The organism is Vibrio sp. CB1-5 (genome assembly GCF_059412285.1).
Genome location: NZ_JBJHPB010000014.1, coordinates 90237 through 113659, shown reverse-complemented (window position 1 = coordinate 113659; position 23423 = coordinate 90237). Strand labels below are relative to the sequence as shown.

The window sequence follows — 23423 nt, the reverse complement described above, 5'->3', positions numbered from 1 at the left end:
GCCCTTGCGATTCGGATTATCTTCCCCTCAGTCGGGGCGATTCAGGTTTCTTTCAGCCTGACGGGTTTGCCAGCTTCGCTGGGCAAACAAAAAAGCCCGGTTTTTTAACCGGGCTTTCAAATTCTAATTTTAATATCAGAAAGTTAACGGGACGCTCTATGAAAGGCTATGACTGTTTAGCTATACTGACTTGTTTGTTTTTACCTAGCAAAACATCGCCAATGAACATTCCTACCAACATGGCAAACACAAAGCCAACAATCCCTATGTTGCCATTGGCAATAGAAGAAATAGCAGGTCCTGGGCAAATACCCGCAATCCCCCAACCCAATCCAAATAGTGCTGCGCCACTTAGCAGTTGAACATCGACTTTTTTGTTCTCAGTCAGACAAAACTGATCGGTACAAACTGGTTCTGCTTTACGACGAATGACAAGCCAGTAGCTAGGTGCAAACACCAATAGTGCACCACCCATAACAAAAGCGAGATCAGGCGACCATTGACCAAAAATATCTAGAAATGCCATCACATTGGCAGGGTCGCTCATACCAGAAACGACCATACCCGCGCCAAACAAAAAACCACTAATCAGTGCAATTAATCGAAACATGGTCATCTCCTACAATACGTGCAGCATAATGGTGGTGGTTGCCATCGCGACCGCCATGAAAGTCACAGTTGCAGCGATTGAGCGCTTAGACACACGTCCCATACCACATATGCCATGTCCACTTGTACAACCATTACCTAGCTTCGTGCCAATACCGACAAGCAAGCCTGCTATAAGTACTAGTGGCGTAGACACTACCATAGCAGAAGGGACAATGTTTAAAGCTTTAGCTGAAACTACGCCACCTAAGATCATGCCGAGTACAAATAATATGCGCCAGCTTGTATCACCCTTACGCCCTTTATAGATACGACCAACAATACCGCTGATACCCGCAATCTTACCATTGAACAACAGCAATAACGTGGCTGACACGCCTAAAAGCATGCCACCGAGCAAGGATGCCCAAGGAAATGTAAACTCCATACTTACCTCTTGAATTTCAAACTTAAAATTGATTTAAGTTGCAAAATTCATCCGAAAATTTTGCAAGTTAAACCAGCTACAGGTAGAAAATTAAGTACGAGGCTTAATGACAGTACAGGTTGTGAAGCTGCTGAATCAGTCCCACCACGCGCTCATCTTTTAGCGCATAATAGACGTGTTGCGATTCTTTGCGAGATGACACCAAATCGGCCTTCTTTAACACCGATAAATGCTGCGAGAATGCAGATTGGCTTAAATTGGAATTAGCTTGTAGTTGCCCAGCTCCCTGTTCACCTTCAACTAGTTGGCACAACACAAACAAGCGATCTGGATGAGCGAGCGTCTTCAGCACTTCCGCTACGTCCACTGCGCGTTCTTTCATTTGCAGTAAGTCCACTTTGTTACCTCTGTGTGTTGATTTGATACCGCCATTATCCACACACCCATTGATTTAGTCAATGCTTAATTAGTAATTCTATATTTAGATTAAAATACATTAGACATGACTAATTAAAGTGGTTATAGTGGCTGTCATTCATGATTAACATGCATTTTGGATGAGCATCCAAGACAAGTAATGAGGTAAGGTATGACTAAGATCGTAATTGTAGGTGGTGTTGCGGGTGGTGCTTCTGCCGCTGCTCGAGCTCGACGTTTGAGTGAAGACGCTGAAATTATCATGTTAGAACGCGGACCTTTTGTGTCGTTCGCGAACTGTGGTCTTCCTTACCACATTGGCGGTGATATTAAAGACCGCTCTAAGCTACTTTTGCAAACTCCTGAAAGCTTTTTAGCGCGTTTTAATGTTGATGTGCGCGTGATGAATGAAGTCGTATCAATCAACCGTGCCGACAAGACAGTCACCATTAAAAACCTAATTGATGGTAGTGAATACACGGAATCTTATGACTTTTTGCTGTTAAGCCCAGGCGCAGCGCCGTTCATTCCAGCTATTGCCGGTATTAATAACCCTCTCACCCATTCGCTGCGTAATATCCCAGATATGGATCGCATCATTCAAACCATTCAAACCAACAAACCAAAGCACGCAACGGTTGTGGGCGGTGGATTTATCGGTTTAGAAATGATGGAGGCGTTCCACCAGCTTGGTATAGAAACCACGCTTATTGAAATGGCCGATCAAGTGATGACGCCTGTAGACAAAGAAATGGCGGGATTTGCACACGCAGAGATCAAACAGCGCGGTATCGACCTCCGTTTGGGTGTTGCTTTGGAATCTGTCGAGTTTACTCAGGATGGCGATAATACAGGCAAGCTTTCGCTTGCCCTCAATAATGGCGATATGCTGAATACTGAACTACTCATCATGTCAATCGGTGTTCGTCCAGAAACGACGCTAGCACAAGAAGCTGGCCTACAATTAGGCGAACTTGGCGGTATCTACACTAACAGCAGCATGCAAACCAGCGACCCTTCTATCTTTGCCGTTGGTGATGCTATCGAAGATACCGACTTTGTCACAGGTAAATCTGGCTTTGTTCCACTAGCAGGGCCTGCCAACCGCCAAGGCCGCATGGCTGCGGATAACATGCTTGGACGCTCTGAAACTTATCAAGGTACTCAAGGTACGTCGATCGTTAAGATCTTCGATCTTGCAGTGGCTTCTGTAGGTAAAAATGAGAAAGTTCTGAAACGTGAAGGGATTGCCTACGAAAAAGTCTACGTGCACACAGCCAGTCACGCCGGTTACTATCCAGGCGCGGAGATTGTGTCTTTAAAAATGTTGTTTAGCCCTGAAACAGGTAAAATCCTAGGGGCGCAAGCAGCGGGTAAAGATGGTGTCGATAAGCGCATTGACGTTCTGGCAGTCGCGCAGCGTGCTGGCATGACGGTTGAACAGCTTCAACACCTAGAACTTACTTATGCGCCACCTTACGGAAGTGCGAAAGATGTGATTAACCAGGCGGCATTTGTAGCTAATAACATTCTTAAGAGTGATGCAACGCCAATCCACTTCGACGAGATTGATAACCTAACGGAAGATCAGCTCCTCCTAGACGTTCGTAACCCAGGCGAACTTGAAAACGTGGGCTTTATTGAAGGCGCTATTAACATCCCTGTTGACCAACTACGTGGTCGCATGAATGAACTACCGAAAGACAAAGAGATTGTGATCTACTGTCAAGTAGGCTTACGCGGTAACGTAGCGTATCGCCAACTTGTCAATAATGGTTTCAAGGCTCGTAACTTGATTGGTGGCTACCGCACCTACAAGTTTGCACAAGCTTAATCGTCAATCGAACATTATTTAACTAGATGTAAAAAAGGAGCACCTGGGTGCTCCTTTTTAATTTGTGTAAGTCCGACTCAATTAACCAAACAGCTTCTTCCAAATACTCGGATTGCGCTTGTCATGATATTCAAGACGAAGGCTATCGACTTCACGCAAAGACTCCTTCGCCGCTTCTAGATCGCCCTTTTTAAGATCCGCATCGACATTGTCAATTGCTAACGAAAGCTTTTTGAAGCCTTCTAAGTAAAGATCCGCTTTTTCGGGTGGGTAGTCGCCTTGTTTTGAATCGGCAATCAATTGATCAAGCTCGGCAATCGGTGTTTGCATCGCTTCTACAGTTTGTGCTTCTGCTGCCTGCTTGAAGGCGAGCTTCATCGCTTGCATGTTCTTCTTAAGATCAACACCACCTGACGCCATTACTGATGTAGAGATAGCAAAGCAAAGAGTCATTAGACTAAGAAGTTGAACTGGTTTGGCGAGCGTTTTGGTTTTTATAAGCGCTGTCGTTGTCATTCTATATCCTTTTGAGAGCAAAAGACCCCAGCTTCCTGAGGTCTTGGCTATTGTACTCGAAGTTCCTGCAACAACGGGACAAAAAATTGCATCAAAACATGTAACGTTTACGCTACACCGCTTTAATTATAAATCGCTGAACTCAGCGATAGGCTCACGACCTCTAAGAGCTAAGAAATCGAGAAATTGGCATGCAGACGCGGTAATGATTTTCTCAACTGGCATTTCTACTTCAGCGAGGAGTTTGTGCGTCAGTTCGAACTCACCGATTGTGTCATAGAAGTGAGAGTCACTCCCGGTCGTAATATAACCGCCTGCTGCTTTTACTGCTCTGGCAATCCCATAACAACGGTCAACACTCCCGACTCGACTATGTCCCTTAAGTGTTGAATTATTAATTTCAATGGCAACATGATGCTCCGCAGCGCACTTTGCTACTGCCTCAAAATCAAAGTCAAAGTTTGGGTTACCTAAGTGACCTAACGCATCGATATTGCCGCTTTGAATCACATTGATAAGTGCTTCGGTATGTTCTTCTTTATTAGCTGGTTTAAACACGGGTTCATGAAAACTGCCAATGATCCAGTCGAGCGCTTTGTATGACGTAGGATTGACGTCAATCTCGCCGCGAGTATTCAAAATGTTGGCTTCAATCCCACGAATGATAGCCACGCCAGAAAGAAACCTAGGAATCACTCGTTGGTTTGAGAAAAACCAAAAGTGGGGAGCACCTGGCATGGTCTCTGCGTGATCCGTGGTACATAGAATTTCCAACCCATTGGCCTTTGCTGCCTGAGCATTCTCGGTAATGGTGCTGTAAGCATGACCGCTGGCGTAGGTATGCGTGTGTGTATCAACCACAAACTTCATTCTTCTCTCCTCGATAAACCGATACTCTCATTGAGTATCGGTCATTGATATTGCAGTTTTGTTCTAGATCCTTTTTAAACTCAGCGCTACGAGTAATGACAATGCGTAACTAGAAGAAATCGATGGAACCGCGTCCGCTATTCGGGTCTTTGCTGCCCTTTTGCTTCGATTTGCTTGAGTTTGTTTTGTTTGACTTATTGGTTTTTTCAGACGATTGACCAGGCTTGTTGGTCTTCGTCTTTTTGTTCTTTTGTTTGTCTTTTTGCAGCTTACTATTTTTCGATTGCGCAGCTTTTGGCTCAGGCTTGTCGGATACCTTTGCCTCTTCTGGCTCAGTAGGTGGCTGGTCGCAAACTACAACGTAGTATTCTTGGTTAAACTCAAAAAAGTCACCATCGTACATTTTGCGGCGCTTGCGTGTTTCCAGCTCACCATTTACCGCAACATAACCCTCAGCAATAAAGTGTTTCGCTTCACCGCCACCGCCGACTAAGTTAGCAACTTTAAACAGTTTATATAACTCAATAGGATGACTTGAGACTTCGATTCCGATGGCTTCAATTTCGATTTCTTCGCCTTCTTGATCGTCAAATTCTTCGGGCTCGTTTAGGTATTCTTGATTCATTGTCTTTATCGCTTGTGGCTTTTTTTGCATTGTACTGCCTTGGCTATCGACAAGCTATTAAAAAGCCTCGCAATAGCGAGGCTTTTTGTCTTTTACTGATACGTTACGTATCTAGTGCGCTTTTTACCAAGTTAAGTTCTCACTTGAGGCGTTCACCAGCTTTTTCACTGGATCATTGCCATCATAGGTCCATATCTCGACTAAAAATGCCCCTACGTGTTCTGCCGCATTAAAGTTAAGCTCCGCTTTACCGTTTCGTAGTGCTTGCGACGCTACTTTACTCTCGTAGTTAGGTTCTAACTCGCCCGATGACTTTTCAACAAACTCTGTATAGATCGAAACAAACGCTCTGCCATTTACATCGTTGGTGGCGTCGACTATCAATGAATACGCTTCTATGGGTTGGTAGTCAAAATCATCAGGGATCGACAAATCTTCCATCGTTCTTTCTGTGACCGTAACCGGTGTCGGTGCTGGCGCTGGTGCAGGAGCTGGGTCTGGTGTCGCTGCCGGTGGTGGAGCTGAAACACTGCCGCCTGAGTCGCTACCGCCACCGCCGCCTCCACAGCCTACTAACAGTCCAAGAGAAATTATTGAGGTTACAGTAAGTGCTTTCATGATATTTCTCCTATGGAATATAGCATTTGTCAGGGGTTGCGAATTGCGATTCAAACCAGTTTTGCGCTTGCTCACCGCTCGATTCCGCGTACGTTGCATACTGTGGATACGCCGCTAATAGATCCGTGGTTTCCGTTGGCCATAGCCACTCATCGTTAACCATAATTGCCCAAGGGAGGTTTTCGGCTGTTTTGAAATAGGTGTTGGTAGAAGCATTACTGACATCTCGTCCAAGACCTGCGAATAAATCAGCGTCGAATTGCTCCGTTGGTTCGTAGTTTGGCAAGTGGACTTCCCATTTTCTTCCTGGCTGGAAGTACCCTGCACCGTGGTAATAATCAGGTGTCGCAAAGATAAATGGGTCATACGGCATAGACATCAATGATGAGGTATTTGTACCATCTTTAATGTTGACGTGAAGCGTGAAGTTAAGCTGCACATCTTGTGCGCCACATGACATCAACGTACGGTGGAAGTCACAGCCATCAAGTTTATAGACTGACGTATCCTCACTAATCACAAAAATCGCTTCGTTAGATATCTGTTCTAGACCGCTGGTGTCAGACTGGACATCATTTTTTATCAAGCGAGTTATATCAGTATCAATGTCGCTACGGTTAAGCCCTTTGAGGCGAATTGCAAACCCATTGTGGTAAGAAGCACCCACCGCTCCCAAATAGCCATCAATTTTGGATTTAACGACATTGCCATCACGAAGGATTTCTGTGATTCGGTAACTGACAACCACATCATTCATGTCGTAGTCCGCGGTATAAGGCCAGTTATCCTCAAAAGCAACGGTCGTATAATCTGTTGCGTTTGGATAGTAGCGTACTGACAAGCCTTCACCTGTTACGGTTAATGGATGGTCTTCCACCTCGCCCGATAGCGCGCCTCCAGCGTAGCCCAATCCTTCCTGTTGACTAAAACGAAAGCGACTCCACGTTGTACCAATATAAGCCGCTGCATCGACGGTAAACACTAAGTTGTTGTTTCCCGCTTGTAGCTGCCTATCTGCAAATACCTGCTCTCCCTCATCCGCAAAGTCACCATCTTGGTTCCAATCAAACCATGCTGATAGGTAGCCTGTAGTGGAGGCATTGACCGCGATAATGCTGTCGAGACCGGGTTCAATAGCGGTGACAAAACCCACACCATCTTCATCATCCAAACCCGTATCATCATCCGCTAAATTATTTACGCGACCATCTTGCTCTCCATCCGGCTCTGAATCACCAAGCCAAGTTACCCCATCACGTCCGTGCCTTGGTCCATTGTCTGCCAATTTGGTTTGGTAGGTCGTTGGCGCATCACCAAAATCAACCTGTGAGTCTTCATCAATGATTGGTGCGTTGGCACAGCGAGCACCATCGTTTTGGTTTGAATTCGGTCCAAAAGCAAACAATTGTGCCGTCACGTTGCCGTTTCCAATGCCAGACGCGTTATCTGGCGACAAGTCGATTCGAAAAATGTGGCCATCGGAATTACGTGATACATAGTAGTAGCCATTGACGTCAAAATAGCCAGCGCCAAAAGTCCCAGTCACTCCAGTATCACCAATGTACGTCTCCTGTCCGGTTTCAACGTTAAAAGAGTAAAGCCCGCCTGAACCGTTATCGATACCATAAAGCTTGCCATCACTTGGATGAAAAGCGAAATCCGTTAGATTGACAACGGCTCGTGTTGTGACTCGCTCGACGTTCAGTACTGCGCTCGGATCACTGTTTAACGGTGTAAGATCCACCTTAAACAATCCTTTGTTCTTACGATATAGGTAGTAAACACTTTCATAAACATCGCCGACAAAAAAGGTATGATCCGTAGGTAGACCAGAGGTGTTCAGTATTTCAGCCTGAAAATCGCCGCCAAGTCGCACCAATTGTTTGTTAGTAGTGTCATAGCCATAAATGTAGCGCCCATCGAAATCAAAACCGACACCATTAATATTTGCGTTTAAACCCGTATCGCTTTGCAACAAACTTGTTTGTCCGGTAAGTAGGTTAACGCCGTAAACCTGCACCGGAGTAGATTGAAATAAGTAAGCTTTGCTCGGACAGGTGTCGAACGGCGCGGCTTGGACGCTCGCTGCGAGCAGAGATACAACTAAGCTGCCTCCGATCCCTGTTAGTTTTTTTGCGTTGTTTGTGAGTACCATGAGATTGTCCCTTTGCTGATGGCTTAACTCTATGGATACAAAACACATGCCAAAATAATAATTGATAATTATCAGTAACTTAAATTAGCGTAGATGCAAATTTCTAATATGAGAATCAATTTGAACTGCTTGATGAAGATGTCGGTTCAAGCGATCCACGCCGCCATTCTCAGCTTAGGTCTATTGGTGACGCATCGACTGTTTATCAAAGATGAAGTGGAGAACCAATTATTAGTCGAAGTGGGTAAAGCAGAGTTAAACCCGAACCGAGAAACTTAAGCTAGTGAGTACATTGGCACTGAGAGGTTGGCTTAAAACAGAGTTCGCCAACAGCAAGCTATAAGGCGTAGCGTTTAGACGCCTTATTGCCGCACTACGCTATCTTTATTCTTCTTGAGCTAGGTAGTATTGATTTTTCCCTGCTCTTTTGGCCTGATACATGGCTTGATCTGCTGTCGTAACGACGAGCGTCAGTGGTGTCTTAGACTCTTTCTTCCATGCCACTACACCAATGCTTGCCGATACATGGCAATGATGGCCATCAATAACAATCGGAGTTTTCAACAGATAGAGCAGTCGATCAAGGTGCACATCCAGTTTTCCGTCTTCTTCAAGGCCAATTAAAAACTCGTCACCAGATAAGCGAGACACTAAGGAGCACGCAGGCACGCCTTCTTTGAGTCTGTTGGCGACAACACGCAACAATTCATCACCTGTCGCATGTCCATATTTGTCGTTGATTGCTTTAAATCCATCTAGGTCGATAAACAGTACCCATTGATCACAGCGAGCCATATGCTTATCTTTTAGTATTTTGATAGCGGCTATGCGGTTGCTCAATCCCGTTAACACATCATGACTCACTTGGTAGTTTAATCGCTGAAGCTCCCGTTCATGCGTTAGGTCTCGCAGTGTCACTAATATTGCTTCAACCCTACCTTTTTGGGATTTGAGTGTCCGCACTTGTACATGACAAGGTATTCGTCTTCCAGTAAGTAGATCAATATCGATATGGTTTTCAACTCGTTCTTTGATTAACAACCGTTTCATATCTTTACGGGAAAAACGATCTTTGCTCTGTAGTTTAATCTCTGTAAAAGATTGGATCGAGCCAAACCAATTTCCAGCGGCAGAGTTCATCATTGACACCATTCCATGACGATCCAACACCAGCATCGCATCCATGTTTTGTTCAAACACCAATTCAATCAGCGATCTGCGCTGCTCACTAACATAGCGATCAGTAAAGTCTTCAAACTGCACAAGTGCATGGGCTTCAGACTCTAATGGATGGCAACTTACCATGTAACGACGATCAGAATGATGTTGGTGAAGTTCTACCGATTCAACGACATTCTGATTAGTAATCGCACTCACGATGTTGTCGATACCAGCTCTTGGGTTAAATCGACTTTCTAATAGTGTTCTCGCATCTCTGCTCATTTTCAGATCTTGAATCTGATTGTCAGCGAATGGATTGCTATAAATAACATCAAGGCTTGGCGAAACCACCAAGATACCCTTTTCCATCACGTCCAATGCACGAATAATGTATCGGTTTTTACCTTCGAGTTGCTGCAAGGCTTTGCTTAATTCTCGCTCTCGCTCAACAAGGCTTGCCACCATCACATTAAAACAACTGGTCAGTTTTCCAAGTTCATCATTTTGACTTACTGGTAACTCACGTTGACGTATCCCATCCTCAATCACTTGCTGCATGGACTGGTGCAATGAGTTCAGAGGCATAACAATCAAAGAGTGCATCACTTTTGCGAAACGCCACGCGAATAGTGAAAGAAGCAAAGAGGTTGAGAGCAGCACCATCCACATTTGGCGTTGCTCTAGTATCAACCTTTCATGAGAAACCCAAACACGCAGCTCCCCTAGTTTTTCCTCTCCAAGATGTATCGCCTGAGTGTATTTTTCAATAACGATATCGTCACAAAGTACAGTCTCAAACTGCCAACGACAACTCGCTGGTAAACGCAAAATCTTTGCGAGTTCTGACACTTCTGCATCATCAACGACCGCAGCTAAAATGTCTGGGTCAAACGAAAGGTTCGACAATTGCTGTTCAGCGGTTAGGCTGTCATCAAACATCATTGCCGCCTGCAAGGTGCTTGCAACGCCCTGAGTCAGTATGGTCACACGGGTATCTAGTGCTTTCTGTTGGTAATGGGTCAAAATCAAGATCGTACCGACACCGACTATAAACACTAAAATGGTCGAAATAAGCCATGTGGGCAATATCATTTTATATCGCAAAGGCAGTGAAGCTATCCGAGTTAACATTATTATTTTTCCTCTGCCAGTACCGAAATAGCTAATAGTTGTGCGCGAAGACGAACACCCGATTTTTCTACGTTGTGCTGCGATATCAATGGTTTGATTCGGTTATTTACTTTAATAAATGCCAACATGCCTCCTAGTGACACAAACTGAACTCCCGTACCTATCGTCAAGGCGTACGGGTAGCGCTTTGTTAACTCAACAACGTGTTCGCGGTCTTGTCCATCTACATACAAAATATGGCAAATTGCATTCTGTGACTTATCACTTTGCGACAGGTCGATAAAACGAGCAGATGATGTTTTACTTGCGATAATTTCTGACAAGTAATCTCCAATTGAAGATTCTCGAGTAATGCAGTAATGCGTGATTTTGTTTGTCACCCCGCTTGGCCAAACTGCCAGCATAGGAAAGCGGTATAGATACACCGCTTTAAGCTGATCATCGCTCACCGTCGCCGATGCACGGCTTGGCTCCCAAGCAAGCCATACAACGACGATCAAAAATAGACGCCAATAAAACCCGAACCTCATTATCGATGCCCGCTTTGAGGATCCCAATAGCGCCATTCAAGCTGCAACCAGTATTGGGTATCGTTTTGGAAAGGACCATAGGCTTGAGGGTATTCATAGCTTTCATAGGCGCCCAAATTTTCAACCGTGGCGGTGATACGAGGCCATTGACGAGAATGTTGCCAGCTAAGCGCTAGGTCAAGATTCACTACACGCGGCCAACCATCTTGCTCAACCGTCCCCACATTACTCGGCACGTCAGTGGCCGACACGTATTGCACAGTACTGCTCAACCACCACTGAGGTGAGATATCCCAAATAGCCTGAGCGTTGACAAAATGATTAGGCTGATTTTCTAATGCCTTTGCTACCGCAGAGTTGGACTGACAGATGTTTCCGCTACAGTAACCGAGGATCTTTTTGTAGCTATAGTTTGCATTAAGCTGGAGGTTTGCAATAGGTTGCCATTTTGCAGACACCTCGCCCCCATAAGTTCGAGTCCAAAGTGGATCGACGTATTCCGAGGTGTACTGTTCAAAGACAGTTCCCACACTACCTTCAGATGCGCCACCTGGTATCACCCATTGTTGTGCGCCAGTACTTGCGTAGGCGCGAATATTTTCGTGAATGCTATAGAAACCATTAAGGTTCAACTGAAGCTTCTCACCGTGCCAAAAGCGATAACCAGCCTCAACGGTGTCGACTGTCTCCACCTTAAGCTGGTTGTTGCCTTTATAGAGGTAACTATAGTGATAATCGTAACGATTACCGTCACTGAACAGTGCGTTTTCAACATAACCGTTTTGACGGAATTCAGTTGAGCGCTCCAAACGTGACGGCGTCACCACAGCAGAACCCCAACCTGCCCAAAGTGTTTGATTATCTGCTAGTTTATAGTTCAAGCGAATTTGAGGCTGGGCATAGGTATCATCCGTTATGTTGTGATATTGCCAACGATTACCCAACATTAACGAGGCAGATTCCGTCATTGGAATGGTCCAGTTGGCATAAACGCCATAACTCTGATTTAGATAACTGGCTTGGTTAGCAGAGCGCAGGTAAGGCGCGGTAACTTCATCATAGCGAGAGTATTGATGGAAACGTTCTTGAATCAAACGAACATTGCCACCTACCATGAGCTGCGTGCCCCACAGATCATCAAACAAATAACGACTATCCAAATCGAAGCGTACAAAATGGGCATTTCTATCAGGGCCATCGTTGTCGCTGTATGTTAGCCAAACGTCGCTTTCTAAACGGTCATTGTTGGCTCTCTCATATATATGCGAGCCACCAGCAAACCACTCTTGTGCGACCATTTTTTGTTGGTAGTACTCATGTGCTGCACTCTGAGGGAAAAACAAATGAGGATGGTAGTTCGCCCATAAATAGTCTTCTTCTGAGCGAATCCCTCCAGCTTGGAGATTGAGCGTGTGATTTAAGAACTGATAATCAAGACGAGCACCAAATCGACCGGTCACGACATTATAATGCTGCTGCGGTTTCACCTTATCTTCGGTGCTAGCCCATGGTTTATGCTCCAAATATTCAGCATAGCCACTAATATGCGATGAATCACCAACTTGACCACCGTGGTGCAGTTTTACCTCTTTGTAACCAAAATTACCGAGACTGGCAGAAACTTTTCCTTTAGGTGCGTTTTCAGCATCCAGAGTAATAATATTGATAACACCATTCACCGCATTACCGCCCCAGATCGTACCTACGGGACCAAGAACCACTTCGATTTGAGCAATATTGTCCATACTCACTGGAATAAGATCCCAGTCGACACCAGAGAACATCGCATTGAGTACACTTCTTCCGTCTACCATGACGAGCAAACTATTGCTTAGCGCTTGATTCGAGCTACGAGCAGAAATGCCCCAGTCATAATTGGAGAATTTTGCGACATGCAAACCTGGAGCTAAGGCCAGCGCATCGGCAACTGAGCGGGCGCCCGAGCGATTCATCTCTTTAGCTGTAATGACATAAACAGCCGCAGGCGTATCAGCCAGACTTTGAGCGCTTCGCGTACTAGACATCACTTTGGTTTCTGCAAGAGATGCCAATGGCATATCCAATAGTGACATAAGATCTTCCTCTGCCAAGGCTGAAGAAGCAATCAAACTACATAAAAACAAATGGTTATGGAAAGACGAACGCATTTACCAACTCTACTCACGACAACACTAGTCACTAAAGGGAAGAAAAGTTGCCTATAGTGATATGGATTTCAGCCATTATATCGACGCTAAGCCATTGGTTTTTAGGTAATTAATTTTGTCGTCACGACAAATTGCGTTTATTTAAAGGGTAAATGTAACTCGAAAAATAGCGATAATTTCCGTATGGCGAGACGATTAAATGCTTGATAGGCTTTACTATCTGCCCCAAGCTCCTACAATGTGCACAAATTTCAAAGTTAAAGGTTTTCATACATGTCTATCCAATGGTTTCCAGGCCACATGCACAAGGCTCGCAAAGAGATCGAAGAAGTCATCCCACAAGTAGATGTCATCATCGAAGTTCTTGATGCTCGTATCCCATTTAGTAGCGAAAACCCAATGATCTCTGAGCTACGCGGTGATAAACCGGTAGTGAAAGTCCTCAATAAACGCGATCTTGCTGACCCAGAAAAAACAGAATTGTGGATTGCTCATCTCGAAAAAGAGCAAGGTGTTAAAGCTATGGCTATCACTACAGCCAATCCGCAAGAGGTCAATAAAATCCTTGAGTTATGTCGTAAACTCGCCCCTCATCGCGAAGAAATTGGCAAAAACATTCGCACCATGATCATGGGGATCCCGAATGTTGGAAAATCGACCATTATCAACACATTAGCTGGTCGTACCATTGCAGTTACAGGTAACCAACCAGCCGTCACTCGTCGCCAACAGAGAATTAACCTACAAAACGGCATTGTTTTGTCTGACACTCCTGGGATCTTATGGCCAAAAGTAGAAAACCCCCACAGCGGTTTTCGTTTGGCAGCAACAGGCGCAGTAAAAGACACAGCAATTGAATATGACGAAGTGGCGTTTTACACCGTTGAATACCTCGCAGAGGTTTATCCAGAGCGTCTGAAAGAGCGCTACCAAATCGACGAAGAGCTTCCAGATTCTGATCTAGAAATCATGGAGCTTATTGGCCGCAAACGTGGCGCATTGCAATCTGGTGGCCGAGTGAACCTACACAAAGCTTCTGAGATCCTGCTTCATGAACTCCGTAGCGGCACCTTGGGTCAATTGACGCTTGAATTACCCGAAATGATCACTAAAGAGTTGGTGGAAGTGGAACTTGAAGCGACACGTAAAGCCGAAGAGAAAGCGAAGAAAAAAGAAGAACGCCGCAAGCGTTATTTGAAAAACAAGCGCTAAAGGCTTAGCAACAACACAACTCCGAAAATCTAGTGCCAAAGCTTTCAGGCCAAGAAGCTTTGGCAGGGCTTAAGATTAGCCCATGATTTCAGTCTAGCTAAAGTTGGTCTTAGATTTTTGCTAGTATTTTAACCGATTAGTATTCAAGCCGATTTCTACCCCTCCGCTTGGCTCGAAGCAGCATTTCATCCGCATTAGCAATTAAGTCGCACGCTTTGCTCTTTTGATGTGGAATTAACTCAGCAATGCCAATACTAACCGTAAAACTCATTGCAGCAGGTGACAGTATGTGCTCTATGTTGAGTGCAGCGATATCACTCAAAAATTTATTGATTAGCTTAACTCCACTTGCCAAGGGTAAGTTACCCCATGCTATGACAAATTCATCGCCACCATATCGCGCACATAGATCACTTGGTCTTCTAGCATACTTTTTAAGTAGCTCACCTACCTTAATTAAACACTCATCCCCGCATAAATGACCATAAGTATCATTAATCAGCTTGAAGTTATCGATATCGACAATGGCAAGGCAGACAGGGGTGCGCGTACGCGCACTTCTCATCAGCTCGTTCTTAATAAATTCATCAAAGTGATGTCGATTAGGAATAGCGGTAAGGCCATCAGCTAAAGCAAGTTCTGCAACTCGCTCTTCAGCGAGCTTCCTTTCAGTAATATTTTGATGAGAAACGACAAAGTAATCGGTATTATCCAAAAGAAAAGTGGTCACACGCATCATAAACCAGCGTTTTTCTGTAGGGCTATGACACGGGTACTCTAAATAAAACGACTCCTGCTCTTTGGCGATAACTTTTCTTATACCCTTGGCCGCTTTCAATCCAAGCTCTTCGCCTAATAAGGCAGCTTTCTCGCACTCATCGAGGTAGTTTACGTCTTGCCAACCGTCGAGCATATTACATTCATTTTCATCGCCAAATGCATTCCAGCTATGGTTTACGTAAATAATATTACCGTTGGACTCAATAACTACTATCTGCTCTGACAGGGAATCTAGAATTAATCTCAAAAACTGTTTGTAGTTTTCCATGCCTTAAATCAACCTGAATCCGTATATTGTATCGAGTGAAAGTTATTCTGTCCCTCCCGTTGCAAAACGAGGAGATTTCATTCATTGTAGCTCATAGACAGGGCCTTAAAAGCTAACTAGGTTTATTTAGATATAAAAACGCTTCATTTATTATCTGTAATGAATGATTCCCTTTGACCAACTCATTGTTGGTTGTTGATTAGCCTTAGTCAGCAAACCCGAGAGATGGCAGCCAAACTAATTCACATAAATCACCTCAGCCAGCCTCACCATTATCACTAAGTTTCTGTTAAGATAACGCTTCTTTTCACTTACTTACACTGTGTCAATTGTGAGCATTCTTGGTCAACTTCGCCTTCTATGGGCCAACAAAACATTTAATTACAGCGTTCTAATGCTGTTTGCATTGCTCGGCGCGGTCATTCCCGCCTGGTATTTAGAGCAGCAAACTTGGGTTACTCCGTTAATTCTTGGTGTCATCGCGGCTGCACTCGCAGAAAGTGATGATAGTTTTACTGGCAGACTGAAAGCGCTCATCATCACGATGATCTGTTTTGCCATTGCCTCATTTTCAATCGAACTATTATTTAATACACCCTGGCTTTTTGCTGTGGGTCTGTTTGTTTCGACCTTAGGTTTTGTACTTTTGGGTGCAATCGGTCCGAGATATACCAGTATTGCTTTTGGCTCTTTGTTAGTAGCTATCTACACCATGTTAGGGGCAAGCGAAAGTAGTGATTTATGGACACAACCTACCCTGCTGTTAGCCGGCGCCTCTTGGTATTACCTCGTTTCGTTGGTTTGGAACAGTCTATGGCCTTTGCAACCGGTACAGCAGAGCCTCTCGAATGTGTTTAATGAACTAAGCTTGTATCTAGACGCGAAACGAAATCTGTTTCACCCGACACGAAACCTCATCCCTCAACCGCACCGTCTTAAAGAAGCTAGCCTGAATGCTTGTACCGTATATGCGCTTAATGAGTGTAAAACGACGCTGCTTAATCGTTCGAAACGCGGACACGTCGATGGGCCAAGCGATCGTTTTTTACAAGTTTACTTTATCGCTCAAGATATCCATGAGCGAGTGAGCTCCAGTCACTACCGTTATCAAGAACTAGCCAGCTCCTTTTCACACTCAGATGTGCTGTTTCGCTTTAAGCATTTGCTCGAAATGCAATCCATCGCTTGTAAAAACATCGCACACGCTCTGAAACTTGGGAACAAGTATTCTCACAGTAATGATTCACTTAACGCACTGGTTGAGCTTCAAGACTCTATCGAATACTTAGAGACACAAAATCGTCCAGAGTGGAAACCACTGTTGGTACAGATCCACTACCTATTTAATAATCTAGCAACTGTTGAGAAGCTGCTCAGCAATGTCAGCAACCCTGATACCGTGAGCCAAGATGACAATGTGCTTGACGATACTAACGCTCACACACCACTCGCAATGTGGCGCAGAGTGAAGTCCAGCTTAACGTTAGACTCTTTATTGCTTCGCCATGCGATCCGCCTGTCTTGTGCATTGACTTTGGGTTACGGGATCATTCAATTTTTCGAACTCGAACGAGGTTACTGGATCCTGCTAACCACATTGTTTGTCTGTCAGCCAAACTACAGCGCTACACGCCAAAAGCTCACGGCTCGAATTGCTGGTACGGTCGTTGGCCTTCTGATTGGTGTACCTTTGCTTACCCTGTTTCCATCCACAGAGAGTCAACTGGTACTTCTGGTCATTTCTGGCGTCATGTTCTTTGCGTTTCGACTCAACAATTACGGCTATGCAACTGGTTTTATTACCGTCTTGGTTCTGCTTTGTTTCCATCAACTTGGTGAAGGCTACGCGGTAGTGCTACCGCGTTTAATGGATACGCTCATTGGCTGTGCTTTGGCCGTTTGTGCTGTGTACTTCATACTTCCGGATTGGGAATCCAAACGTTTATCGAAAATCATGGTGTCGGCACTCAAAACCAATCGCCTGTATTTGCTGCAAATTATTGGCCAATATCGCGTTGGTAAGAAAGATGACCTTAGCTACAGAATCGCGCGACGGGACGCCCATAATGCGGACGCGAACCTATCCAAGGCCATCTCGAATATGCTGGCTGAACCGGATCGTTATCAACTGGATACCGATGAGTGTTTTCGCTTTTTGACGCTCAACCATGCCCTGTTGAGTTACATCTCAGCATTGGGAGCGCATCGTCAACGACTAAGTGATGAATCAATTCACTTGTTAGTACTCGAGGCGCATCGCAGCATTAATCAACATATTGAACTCATTGAAGCCAACCTGTCGGGTACAGCAAGTGATGCAACCCACACGACTGTCGATCAGTTTGATATCCATAGACGACTATCAGAATGGCGAGACGAAGACGACCGCTCTGCACGAATGGTATTGCAACAATTGCATTTGATCTATCGAATGCTACCAGAGCTACAAACGTTATCGACACACCTCAAACCCGAACAGCTAGCCCCGACAAAACAACAAGGTTAACTTGCCAGTAAACCTCATGTTAATGCAGTCTTTGCATTGACATGACGTTGTTAACCGAGCTATTGACGCCCTCTTACATTTCTCGGACAAAATTCACCAAATGAATTTATAGAATACTCAGTATAGCGACTCGTCATTGATGATCGAACGGAACTCAAGCCGCTTATGTATAAGAGATAGCCATGATCAACTAAACTGCGTCATTACGGGTGATTCCATGCCAACACAGCAATTTGAAAAACTCAAAGAACAACTAAAACAGTTGTCACCACAGCAACTCAAAGCACTGCAAGGTGAAATTAGCTCACAGCTACAGCCAAACTCTGACAACTTACTAAGCGACGAAGAGTTAACCGCTTTGTCACAACTGTTTCGTTAAACCCTGTCATAGCTCTTTCACAAAATTTAGAGCGACTAAACTCATTGCCTCGCAACTATGGCCTACGCTAACAGTTGTCGCTTCAAAATGCGTACGTCTGTAATATGATGTCACAGAACTTTTCCACCATGCCTTGTATCTCTGGTCTATGTGGGTAGAATCCCCGTTCAAATTGACTGACAAACATCGACATGCCAAAAGTAAATCTTCACAAGCGTGACTACCTGAACAAACTCGGTGACGAACTCGCAATGTCTGAGTTCGAACAAAAACTCACGCCCAAGTTTGAGCCACCTGCAAAAAAGGTGAATCGCAGTCCCTACCTAACTCAACGCAACGTCGACTATCGTTGGAAAACCCTCAACAACCCAAGTGCGAAAGCTGAACTTCTTGATGCTCACACAGAGTCGCAAATGCACGCCTACGAAAAAAACATCGAGTTTTTTGTCGGCACGCTAAAGATGCCGATCGGTACGGCTGGCCCATTGCGAGTTAACGGCCTATTTGCACAAGGCGACTACCAAGTGCCTCTCGCGACAACTGAAGCCGCGCTTGTCGCATCGTACAATCGCGGCGCAAATCTTATTACTGCTTGTGGCGGCGCAAGTGCGATGCTCTTAAATGAAGGTGTGACGCGCACACCGGGTTTCGCGTTTAAATCGCTGATCGAGGCAGGACAGTTCGTGGCTTGGTTGGTGACGCAATTTGATCATTTTAAATCGCTTGCGGAATCGACGACTTCTCACGGTAAGCTTAGCGATGTCAGCGTCAATATCGAAGGTAACCATGTTTACTTAGTATTTGAGTACTTGACTGGTGACGCCTCTGGCCAAAACATGGTGACCATCGCCACCAACGTGGTGTTCGACTATATCCTATCGAACACCCCTATCGAGCCAGACTATGCATTCTTAGATGGCAACTTATCGGGTGATAAAAAAGCAAACTCGCAAACATTACGTAGCGTACGCGGTAAAAAAGTCACCGCAGAGGTGACCATACCAGCAGATCTCATTGAGAAGTACCTGCACACAACGCCCAAGAAGATGGCACAGTTTGGACAAATGACCACAGTCGGCGGTGCACTTAGTGGAACCATTGGCATCAATGCACATTACGCGAATGCGTTGGCAGCACTCTATATTGCTTGTGGCCAAGATGCCGCGTGCGTGGCGGAATCCGCGATCGGCATGACGCGCATGGAGGTCACCAATAACGGCGACCTTTACGCTAGTGTTACCCTGCCTAACTTGATGGTGGGAACCGTTGGCGGGGGTACAGGATTACCAAGTCAAAAAGCTTGTCTGGATCTACTTGGATTACACGGTTCAGGCCAATCCCAAGCACTGGCCGAAGTAGCGGCTACACTCTGTTTAGCCGGAGAGCTTTCCATCGTTGGTGCCTTTTGCGCCGGCCATTTCTCCAAAGCGCATCACAAGTTAGCAAGATAGTACAAACGGTAAAAAGGATGCGAAGGCATTCTTTTTTTCTTAAAATTCTGTTTGGCTAGAGACTCTAAACGGCTAGATAATGAAACTGCTTAAAGTGCCGCAGCGCATCATTGAGCGATTTTTCTTTGATTGGCTTGACGATAACAAAGTCAGCCCCCGCTGCGAAAAACGCTTGGCGTGTCGAACTTTGATTATCAGCGGTACATGCATATATCGGTAACGTCTTATTGAACTCCTGACGTATTTGCTTGGTGATTTCTACACCTGACACACTTGGCAACTGGTTATCCATAAGCACCAAGTCAAACGTTCTAGTGTCGAGGAAATTCAGCGCCTCTTGCCCGTCTTTCGCCCACACAACCTCCATACCATATTTTTCACAGAACGCTTTCGCAATAAACGCGTTGGTATGATTGTCTTCTACAAGCAGTACGGATAATTCGCGATCAAATAACTCAAAGTCAATCTCTGTCTCTTCTACCGCGAGAGAGGAAGCACCTTCGACAACTTCCACCGGCAAAGAGAGTTTAAATAGAGTCCCTTCCCCTACTTCACTCCTCAGTGAGATATCGCCATCAAGAATCGTGACAAGGTTCCGAACAATCGCTAATCCTAAACCGCTGCCCCCATATTCTCTTGTTGTCGTCGATTCAGACTGTACGAACGGGTCAAAAATCTGCGCAAGCTGATTTTGTCGAATGCCAATGCCAGTATCTTCGACATCAATATTCAACGTTGCAGTCTGCTCAGTGTGAGAGCGAGAAAGACTAAGTGATACTTTTACATGACCTTGGTGTGTAAACTTAATGGCGTTACTAAGTAGATTGAACAATATTTGATTGAGTCGCACCTGATCGGTAAACAATACGGTATCAGTGGGAAGCTGATTATCAATCTTAAGTTTGATCGCTTTTTCATCACACAATGGACGATAAATCCCCTCCACAGCGGTTACGATTTCCTTAAAACTAAAGCTGTGCTTCTCAAGCTTAAAGCTGCCATTTTCAATTTTGGAAAAATCGAGAATATCGTTAAGAACAGCCAACAAATGTTCACCGCTGTTACACAGCACATCGATTTGCTCTTGATAGCGAGTCTGCTTGGCTTCTTTTTTCAATAGCTGTGAAATACCCAATATGCCGTTCAGTGGCGTACGTATTTCATGACTCATTTTGGCAAGAAATTCTGTACGAGCAACTGCGGCGCGCTCCGCCTCTTCTCTTGCTTTGGCACTTTGCTTTTCTGCTTCAACGAGTTTGGTGATATCCAAGCCTTGCGATAACACTAACTTCTTGTCTTTTCGTGTTTGAATAGACGAAAGGTTCCAACGATAAACCATGTCATTAATGGGCACATCGATACCCGTGATAGTTACTCCATGATTCGCTTTATCAACTTGAACCTTCATTTCATCAACAAATTGGCGGAATGGTAATGCATTGCTGCTGTCCGCATTGCGCTCCAAACCCAGCGCTTTTCGAGCCGCCGGATTGATCTGTAAAATTGTGGAGTTTTCGGTCCAGACAATAATCGGTGATAACGAAAAGTTAAACAGATCTTGAAATAGCTTTTCTTGTTCAGAGAGTCGCTCAAAGGTGTTGCTTAGCGTCTTACCGATATGGTTAAACTCGTGGATAGTGGATCCAGAAAAGTGCTCAAATTTCTGTGTATTCCCGGCTATTCGAGTGTACACCATCAATTTCGCTAATTCTTTAGTGACTCTGCTATTTAACCAGCGTCTGGTTATCATCGAAGTAATGGTTATGACGACAAATGATAGGAAAATCCAAAACAAGTAACTGTTTCTAAGTGCAAGTACACCCGGATTTCGCTGAATAGAATACACCGTTAACTTTGAGATCTCGCTACCAACTGAAAGTGGCGTCTCGGTAACCAGTATCTTGTTTAAATCGACTTCTCCACTGTCAATCACGTTTAACACCGAGGCTTGTGTGTAGTTGTCATCCGAAGAAATGGAAGAGGCGATCACTTCGCCACCATACTTTAGAATGACATCATCACTGTTGCTTCCGCGCAGAAGGCTTGTCAATAACCCAGCGTTATCATCGAGTATCACACCGACATACAACTGCCCAAGAACCTCACCAGAAGAACGATCGACGATAGGCGTGCGACGCAGCAATATGTGCCGCTCACCCAGTTGTGACTCAGTCGAAACGGTTTTCCAATTATTGGTCTTTCCGGCAGCTACATTGAGTGTCGCTAGGCTATTTTGCTCAAGACCATAAAACAGCGCGTTTCCGTCATCCCAAACAATGTCATTGCTTCGAGTGATAAAACGAAAATCAGGGGCGTGTGAGGGCTGCAGGTTATCCTCTCGCAAAAAGAAATAATCGAGCAGTCGAGAATCGAAACTTTGAAAAAAACTCTCAACGGCATCACTCTTAGCATTACTATCTTGAAGTATTTGCAAAGATGCTAGGCGATAATTAAAAAAGTTCACCACCAAAGCACTGGTTTGTCTGGCACTTTTTTGAACTTCATCTCGAACAATATCACGACTCAGTTGCCAACTTTGAATCAGCATGGCAAACGTGAACGCGCCCACAACGGTAATCACTGTTCTAGTGATCAGAGTGGCCAGTGTTTTGCGACTATTAAAATCCGTTAATGGCATACAATCTTCACAGGCTACTATTGGTCAGAATAGCGAAATGCTCTAGATTTGAGCTCGTCAATGTGTTGCGCACTGTCATCACTGGTGACCAATTCAAAACTCCCAGAGTAGACCTGAGGTACTGATTTCTTCTCCAAGTCCCATTTGATCGCTTCGGCCATGGCGACGCCAGTGTCATCGTTCATTCTCATCACAGTCACATCTAAGTCACCGCGCTGAATCGCTTCCAGCTCTGCTGAACCACCTCCCCAGCCATTGACCACCACATCTGATTTTCCAAGCTCACGAAGCGCGTCTGTTGCGCCCAAAGCAACATCGGTTGCACATGCGTAAATAAAATCCATATCAGGGTGCTGCTGCATTGCATTAAGTGTGGCTTCTCGGCCACTCTCGCGACTTGCCTTTGTGTAAAATGAAGTCGCTAAATTAAAACGGTTCACTGCGTCCATCTCTTCAATAAAGGTGGCCCCTCTTGCATCGCTCACGTATCCCTCGGAGAAGTACAATACAGAGTAGTTGTTTTTTTCGCCGCTGAAACGTTGTTTAAAGTAGTCAGCAAGTAGCAAGCTGCCTTTTACGTGATCAAAGCCAACGTACATAAACGGTGGATTATTAGACCAACTTTTTACCGGAGTCGTGATGTTCTGCAGAATCAATTTGGTATCGGTGGCATGCAGTACATGCTCGATGAACTTGCGATGCCTTGTTGTATCTAGGGTAAAGATGAGATAATCAGACCTATTTTTCACTGCTTCCATCAAAGAAACGCTTTGCTGTCGAAAGTCTTCATTTGGTCGTGTAAACACTTGATTAAGTTCGTAGGTCACACCAAGTTCTTCTAGTCGTCGTTCAAACGCTTCAATATTTCTTACCCAGTAATCGGACACCTGCTGACCGGGATACACAACGGATATCGTCACAGGTTCAGTCTGTTGTACTGACAACGGCACCGCATTACCCAATACTGTTTGCTGCATTTTGTCGACAAGCTGTTTTTGTTCCGGATGCGTTGCAAGGAACTGGTGATAACCCCAATAATCAGACAAGATAGTATTTGCAGAGATTGTGAAAGAAGGCGCTGCAAGTAATATTATGGTGAAGAATGTATGTAATTTGCGCATCTGTACTGTATATTTTTGTGTTTAAGAA

At 44.8% G+C, this 23423-nt stretch carries 20 protein-coding genes; 6 read left to right on the top strand and 14 right to left on the bottom strand.

All coding sequences use genetic code 11. The features are described 5' to 3' along the window. Window positions 1-166: 166 nt before the first annotated feature. The 3 genes from ACJB0T_RS12085 to ACJB0T_RS12075 form a co-directional block, all read right to left on the bottom strand. The gene (locus ACJB0T_RS12085) at window positions 167-610 is read right to left on the bottom strand and encodes a DUF6691 family protein (RefSeq protein WP_479293448.1); all 444 of its coding nucleotides are present in this window, start codon (window positions 608-610) and stop codon (window positions 167-169) included. Between the two features lie 9 nt (window positions 611-619). Continuing rightward, the gene (locus ACJB0T_RS12080; RefSeq protein ID WP_479293450.1) at window positions 620-1036 is read right to left on the bottom strand and encodes a YeeE/YedE family protein; all 417 of its coding nucleotides are present in this window, start codon (window positions 1034-1036) and stop codon (window positions 620-622) included. A gap of 103 nt (window positions 1037-1139) precedes the next feature. Continuing rightward, window positions 1140-1418, bottom strand: a complete 279-nt coding sequence (locus ACJB0T_RS12075; protein WP_042496094.1) for an ArsR/SmtB family transcription factor — start codon at window positions 1416-1418, stop codon at window positions 1140-1142. Window positions 1419-1625: 207 nt separating this feature from the next. On the opposite strand from ACJB0T_RS12075, the gene ACJB0T_RS12070 reads away from it, so the two are divergent. Continuing rightward, on the top strand, window positions 1626-3287 hold the full coding sequence (locus tag ACJB0T_RS12070) for an FAD-dependent oxidoreductase (RefSeq protein ID WP_479293452.1): 1662 nt from the start codon (window positions 1626-1628) through the stop codon (window positions 3285-3287). Window positions 3288-3368: 81 nt separating this feature from the next. Here the strand turns inward: ACJB0T_RS12070 and ACJB0T_RS12065 are convergent, their stop codons facing one another. From ACJB0T_RS12065 to ACJB0T_RS12045, 5 genes are all read right to left on the bottom strand, one after another. After that, a complete protein-coding gene (locus tag ACJB0T_RS12065; RefSeq protein WP_479294534.1) occupies window positions 3369-3740 on the bottom strand; it encodes a cytochrome b562 in 372 nt (123 codons plus the stop codon). A 189-nt stretch (window positions 3741-3929) separates the two neighbouring features. Next, on the bottom strand, window positions 3930-4673 hold the full coding sequence (locus ACJB0T_RS12060; RefSeq protein ID WP_479293454.1) for a phosphatase: 744 nt from the start codon (window positions 4671-4673) through the stop codon (window positions 3930-3932). Window positions 4674-4782: 109 nt separating this feature from the next. After that, on the bottom strand, window positions 4783-5298 hold the full coding sequence (locus tag ACJB0T_RS12055; RefSeq protein ID WP_479294536.1) for an RNA-binding S4 domain-containing protein: 516 nt from the start codon (window positions 5296-5298) through the stop codon (window positions 4783-4785). Window positions 5299-5421: 123 nt separating this feature from the next. After that, window positions 5422-5916 (bottom strand): hypothetical protein, encoded by a 495-nt coding sequence (locus ACJB0T_RS12050; protein ID WP_479293456.1) that lies wholly within the window; start codon window positions 5914-5916, stop codon window positions 5422-5424. A 10-nt stretch (window positions 5917-5926) separates the two neighbouring features. After that, window positions 5927-8071: an LruC domain-containing protein gene (locus ACJB0T_RS12045; RefSeq protein WP_479293458.1), complete on the bottom strand. Its 2145-nt coding sequence runs from the start codon at window positions 8069-8071 to the stop codon at window positions 5927-5929. Window positions 8072-8179: 108 nt separating this feature from the next. Here ACJB0T_RS12045 and ACJB0T_RS12040 point away from each other — a divergent pair, with 108 nt between their 5' ends. Then, window positions 8180-8350 carry a hypothetical protein gene (locus tag ACJB0T_RS12040; RefSeq protein WP_479293459.1) on the top strand — a complete coding sequence of 57 codons (171 nt, stop codon included), beginning with the start codon at window positions 8180-8182 and terminating at the stop codon, window positions 8348-8350. A 105-nt stretch (window positions 8351-8455) separates the two neighbouring features. Here ACJB0T_RS12040 and ACJB0T_RS12035 read toward each other — a convergent pair whose 3' ends face one another. The 3 genes from ACJB0T_RS12035 to ACJB0T_RS12025 are packed head-to-tail and all read right to left on the bottom strand — an operon-like array spanning window position 8456 to window position 13040. Next, on the bottom strand, window positions 8456-10363 hold the full coding sequence (locus ACJB0T_RS12035) for a diguanylate cyclase domain-containing protein (RefSeq protein ID WP_479293460.1): 1908 nt from the start codon (window positions 10361-10363) through the stop codon (window positions 8456-8458). A 2-nt stretch (window positions 10364-10365) separates the two neighbouring features. Next, complete coding sequence (locus ACJB0T_RS12030; protein ID WP_479293462.1) at window positions 10366-10893, bottom strand: YfiR family protein; 528 nt, start codon at window positions 10891-10893, stop codon at window positions 10366-10368. After that, window positions 10893-13040 (bottom strand): TonB-dependent receptor plug domain-containing protein, encoded by a 2148-nt coding sequence (locus ACJB0T_RS12025; protein WP_479293463.1) that lies wholly within the window; start codon window positions 13038-13040, stop codon window positions 10893-10895. Before ACJB0T_RS12025 ends, ACJB0T_RS12030 begins: the two co-directional genes overlap by 1 nt. Before the next feature lie 273 nt (window positions 13041-13313). Between ACJB0T_RS12025 and ylqF the strand changes: the two genes are divergently transcribed. Next, on the top strand, window positions 13314-14252 hold the full coding sequence (gene ylqF, locus ACJB0T_RS12020) for a ribosome biogenesis GTPase YlqF (protein WP_479293464.1): 939 nt from the start codon (window positions 13314-13316) through the stop codon (window positions 14250-14252). Window positions 14253-14388: 136 nt separating this feature from the next. On the opposite strand, the gene ACJB0T_RS12015 is transcribed toward ylqF, so the two are convergent. Continuing rightward, window positions 14389-15300, bottom strand: coding sequence for a sensor domain-containing diguanylate cyclase (locus ACJB0T_RS12015; RefSeq protein WP_479293466.1), 912 nt, complete (start codon window positions 15298-15300; stop codon window positions 14389-14391). A 331-nt stretch (window positions 15301-15631) separates the two neighbouring features. On the opposite strand from ACJB0T_RS12015, the gene yccS reads away from it, so the two are divergent. The 3 genes from yccS to ACJB0T_RS12000 all read left to right on the top strand — a co-directional run bounded on the left by yccS (window position 15632) and on the right by ACJB0T_RS12000 (window position 19636). After that, window positions 15632-17806, top strand: a complete 2175-nt coding sequence (gene yccS / locus ACJB0T_RS12010; protein WP_479293468.1) for a YccS family putative transporter — start codon at window positions 15632-15634, stop codon at window positions 17804-17806. A gap of 217 nt (window positions 17807-18023) precedes the next feature. After that, window positions 18024-18185 (top strand): hypothetical protein, encoded by a 162-nt coding sequence (locus tag ACJB0T_RS12005; RefSeq protein WP_479293470.1) that lies wholly within the window; start codon window positions 18024-18026, stop codon window positions 18183-18185. A gap of 191 nt (window positions 18186-18376) precedes the next feature. After that, window positions 18377-19636, top strand: a complete 1260-nt coding sequence (locus tag ACJB0T_RS12000) for a hydroxymethylglutaryl-CoA reductase (protein WP_479293472.1) — start codon at window positions 18377-18379, stop codon at window positions 19634-19636. Window positions 19637-19700: 64 nt separating this feature from the next. Here the strand turns inward: ACJB0T_RS12000 and luxQ are convergent, their stop codons facing one another. Then, window positions 19701-22274 carry a quorum-sensing autoinducer 2 sensor kinase/phosphatase LuxQ gene (gene luxQ, locus ACJB0T_RS11995; protein ID WP_479293475.1) on the bottom strand — a complete coding sequence of 858 codons (2574 nt, stop codon included), beginning with the start codon at window positions 22272-22274 and terminating at the stop codon, window positions 19701-19703. Window positions 22275-22291: 17 nt separating this feature from the next. Next, window positions 22292-23395, bottom strand: a complete 1104-nt coding sequence (locus ACJB0T_RS11990) for a substrate-binding domain-containing protein (RefSeq protein WP_479293476.1) — start codon at window positions 23393-23395, stop codon at window positions 22292-22294. Window positions 23396-23423: the final 28 nt, after the last annotated feature.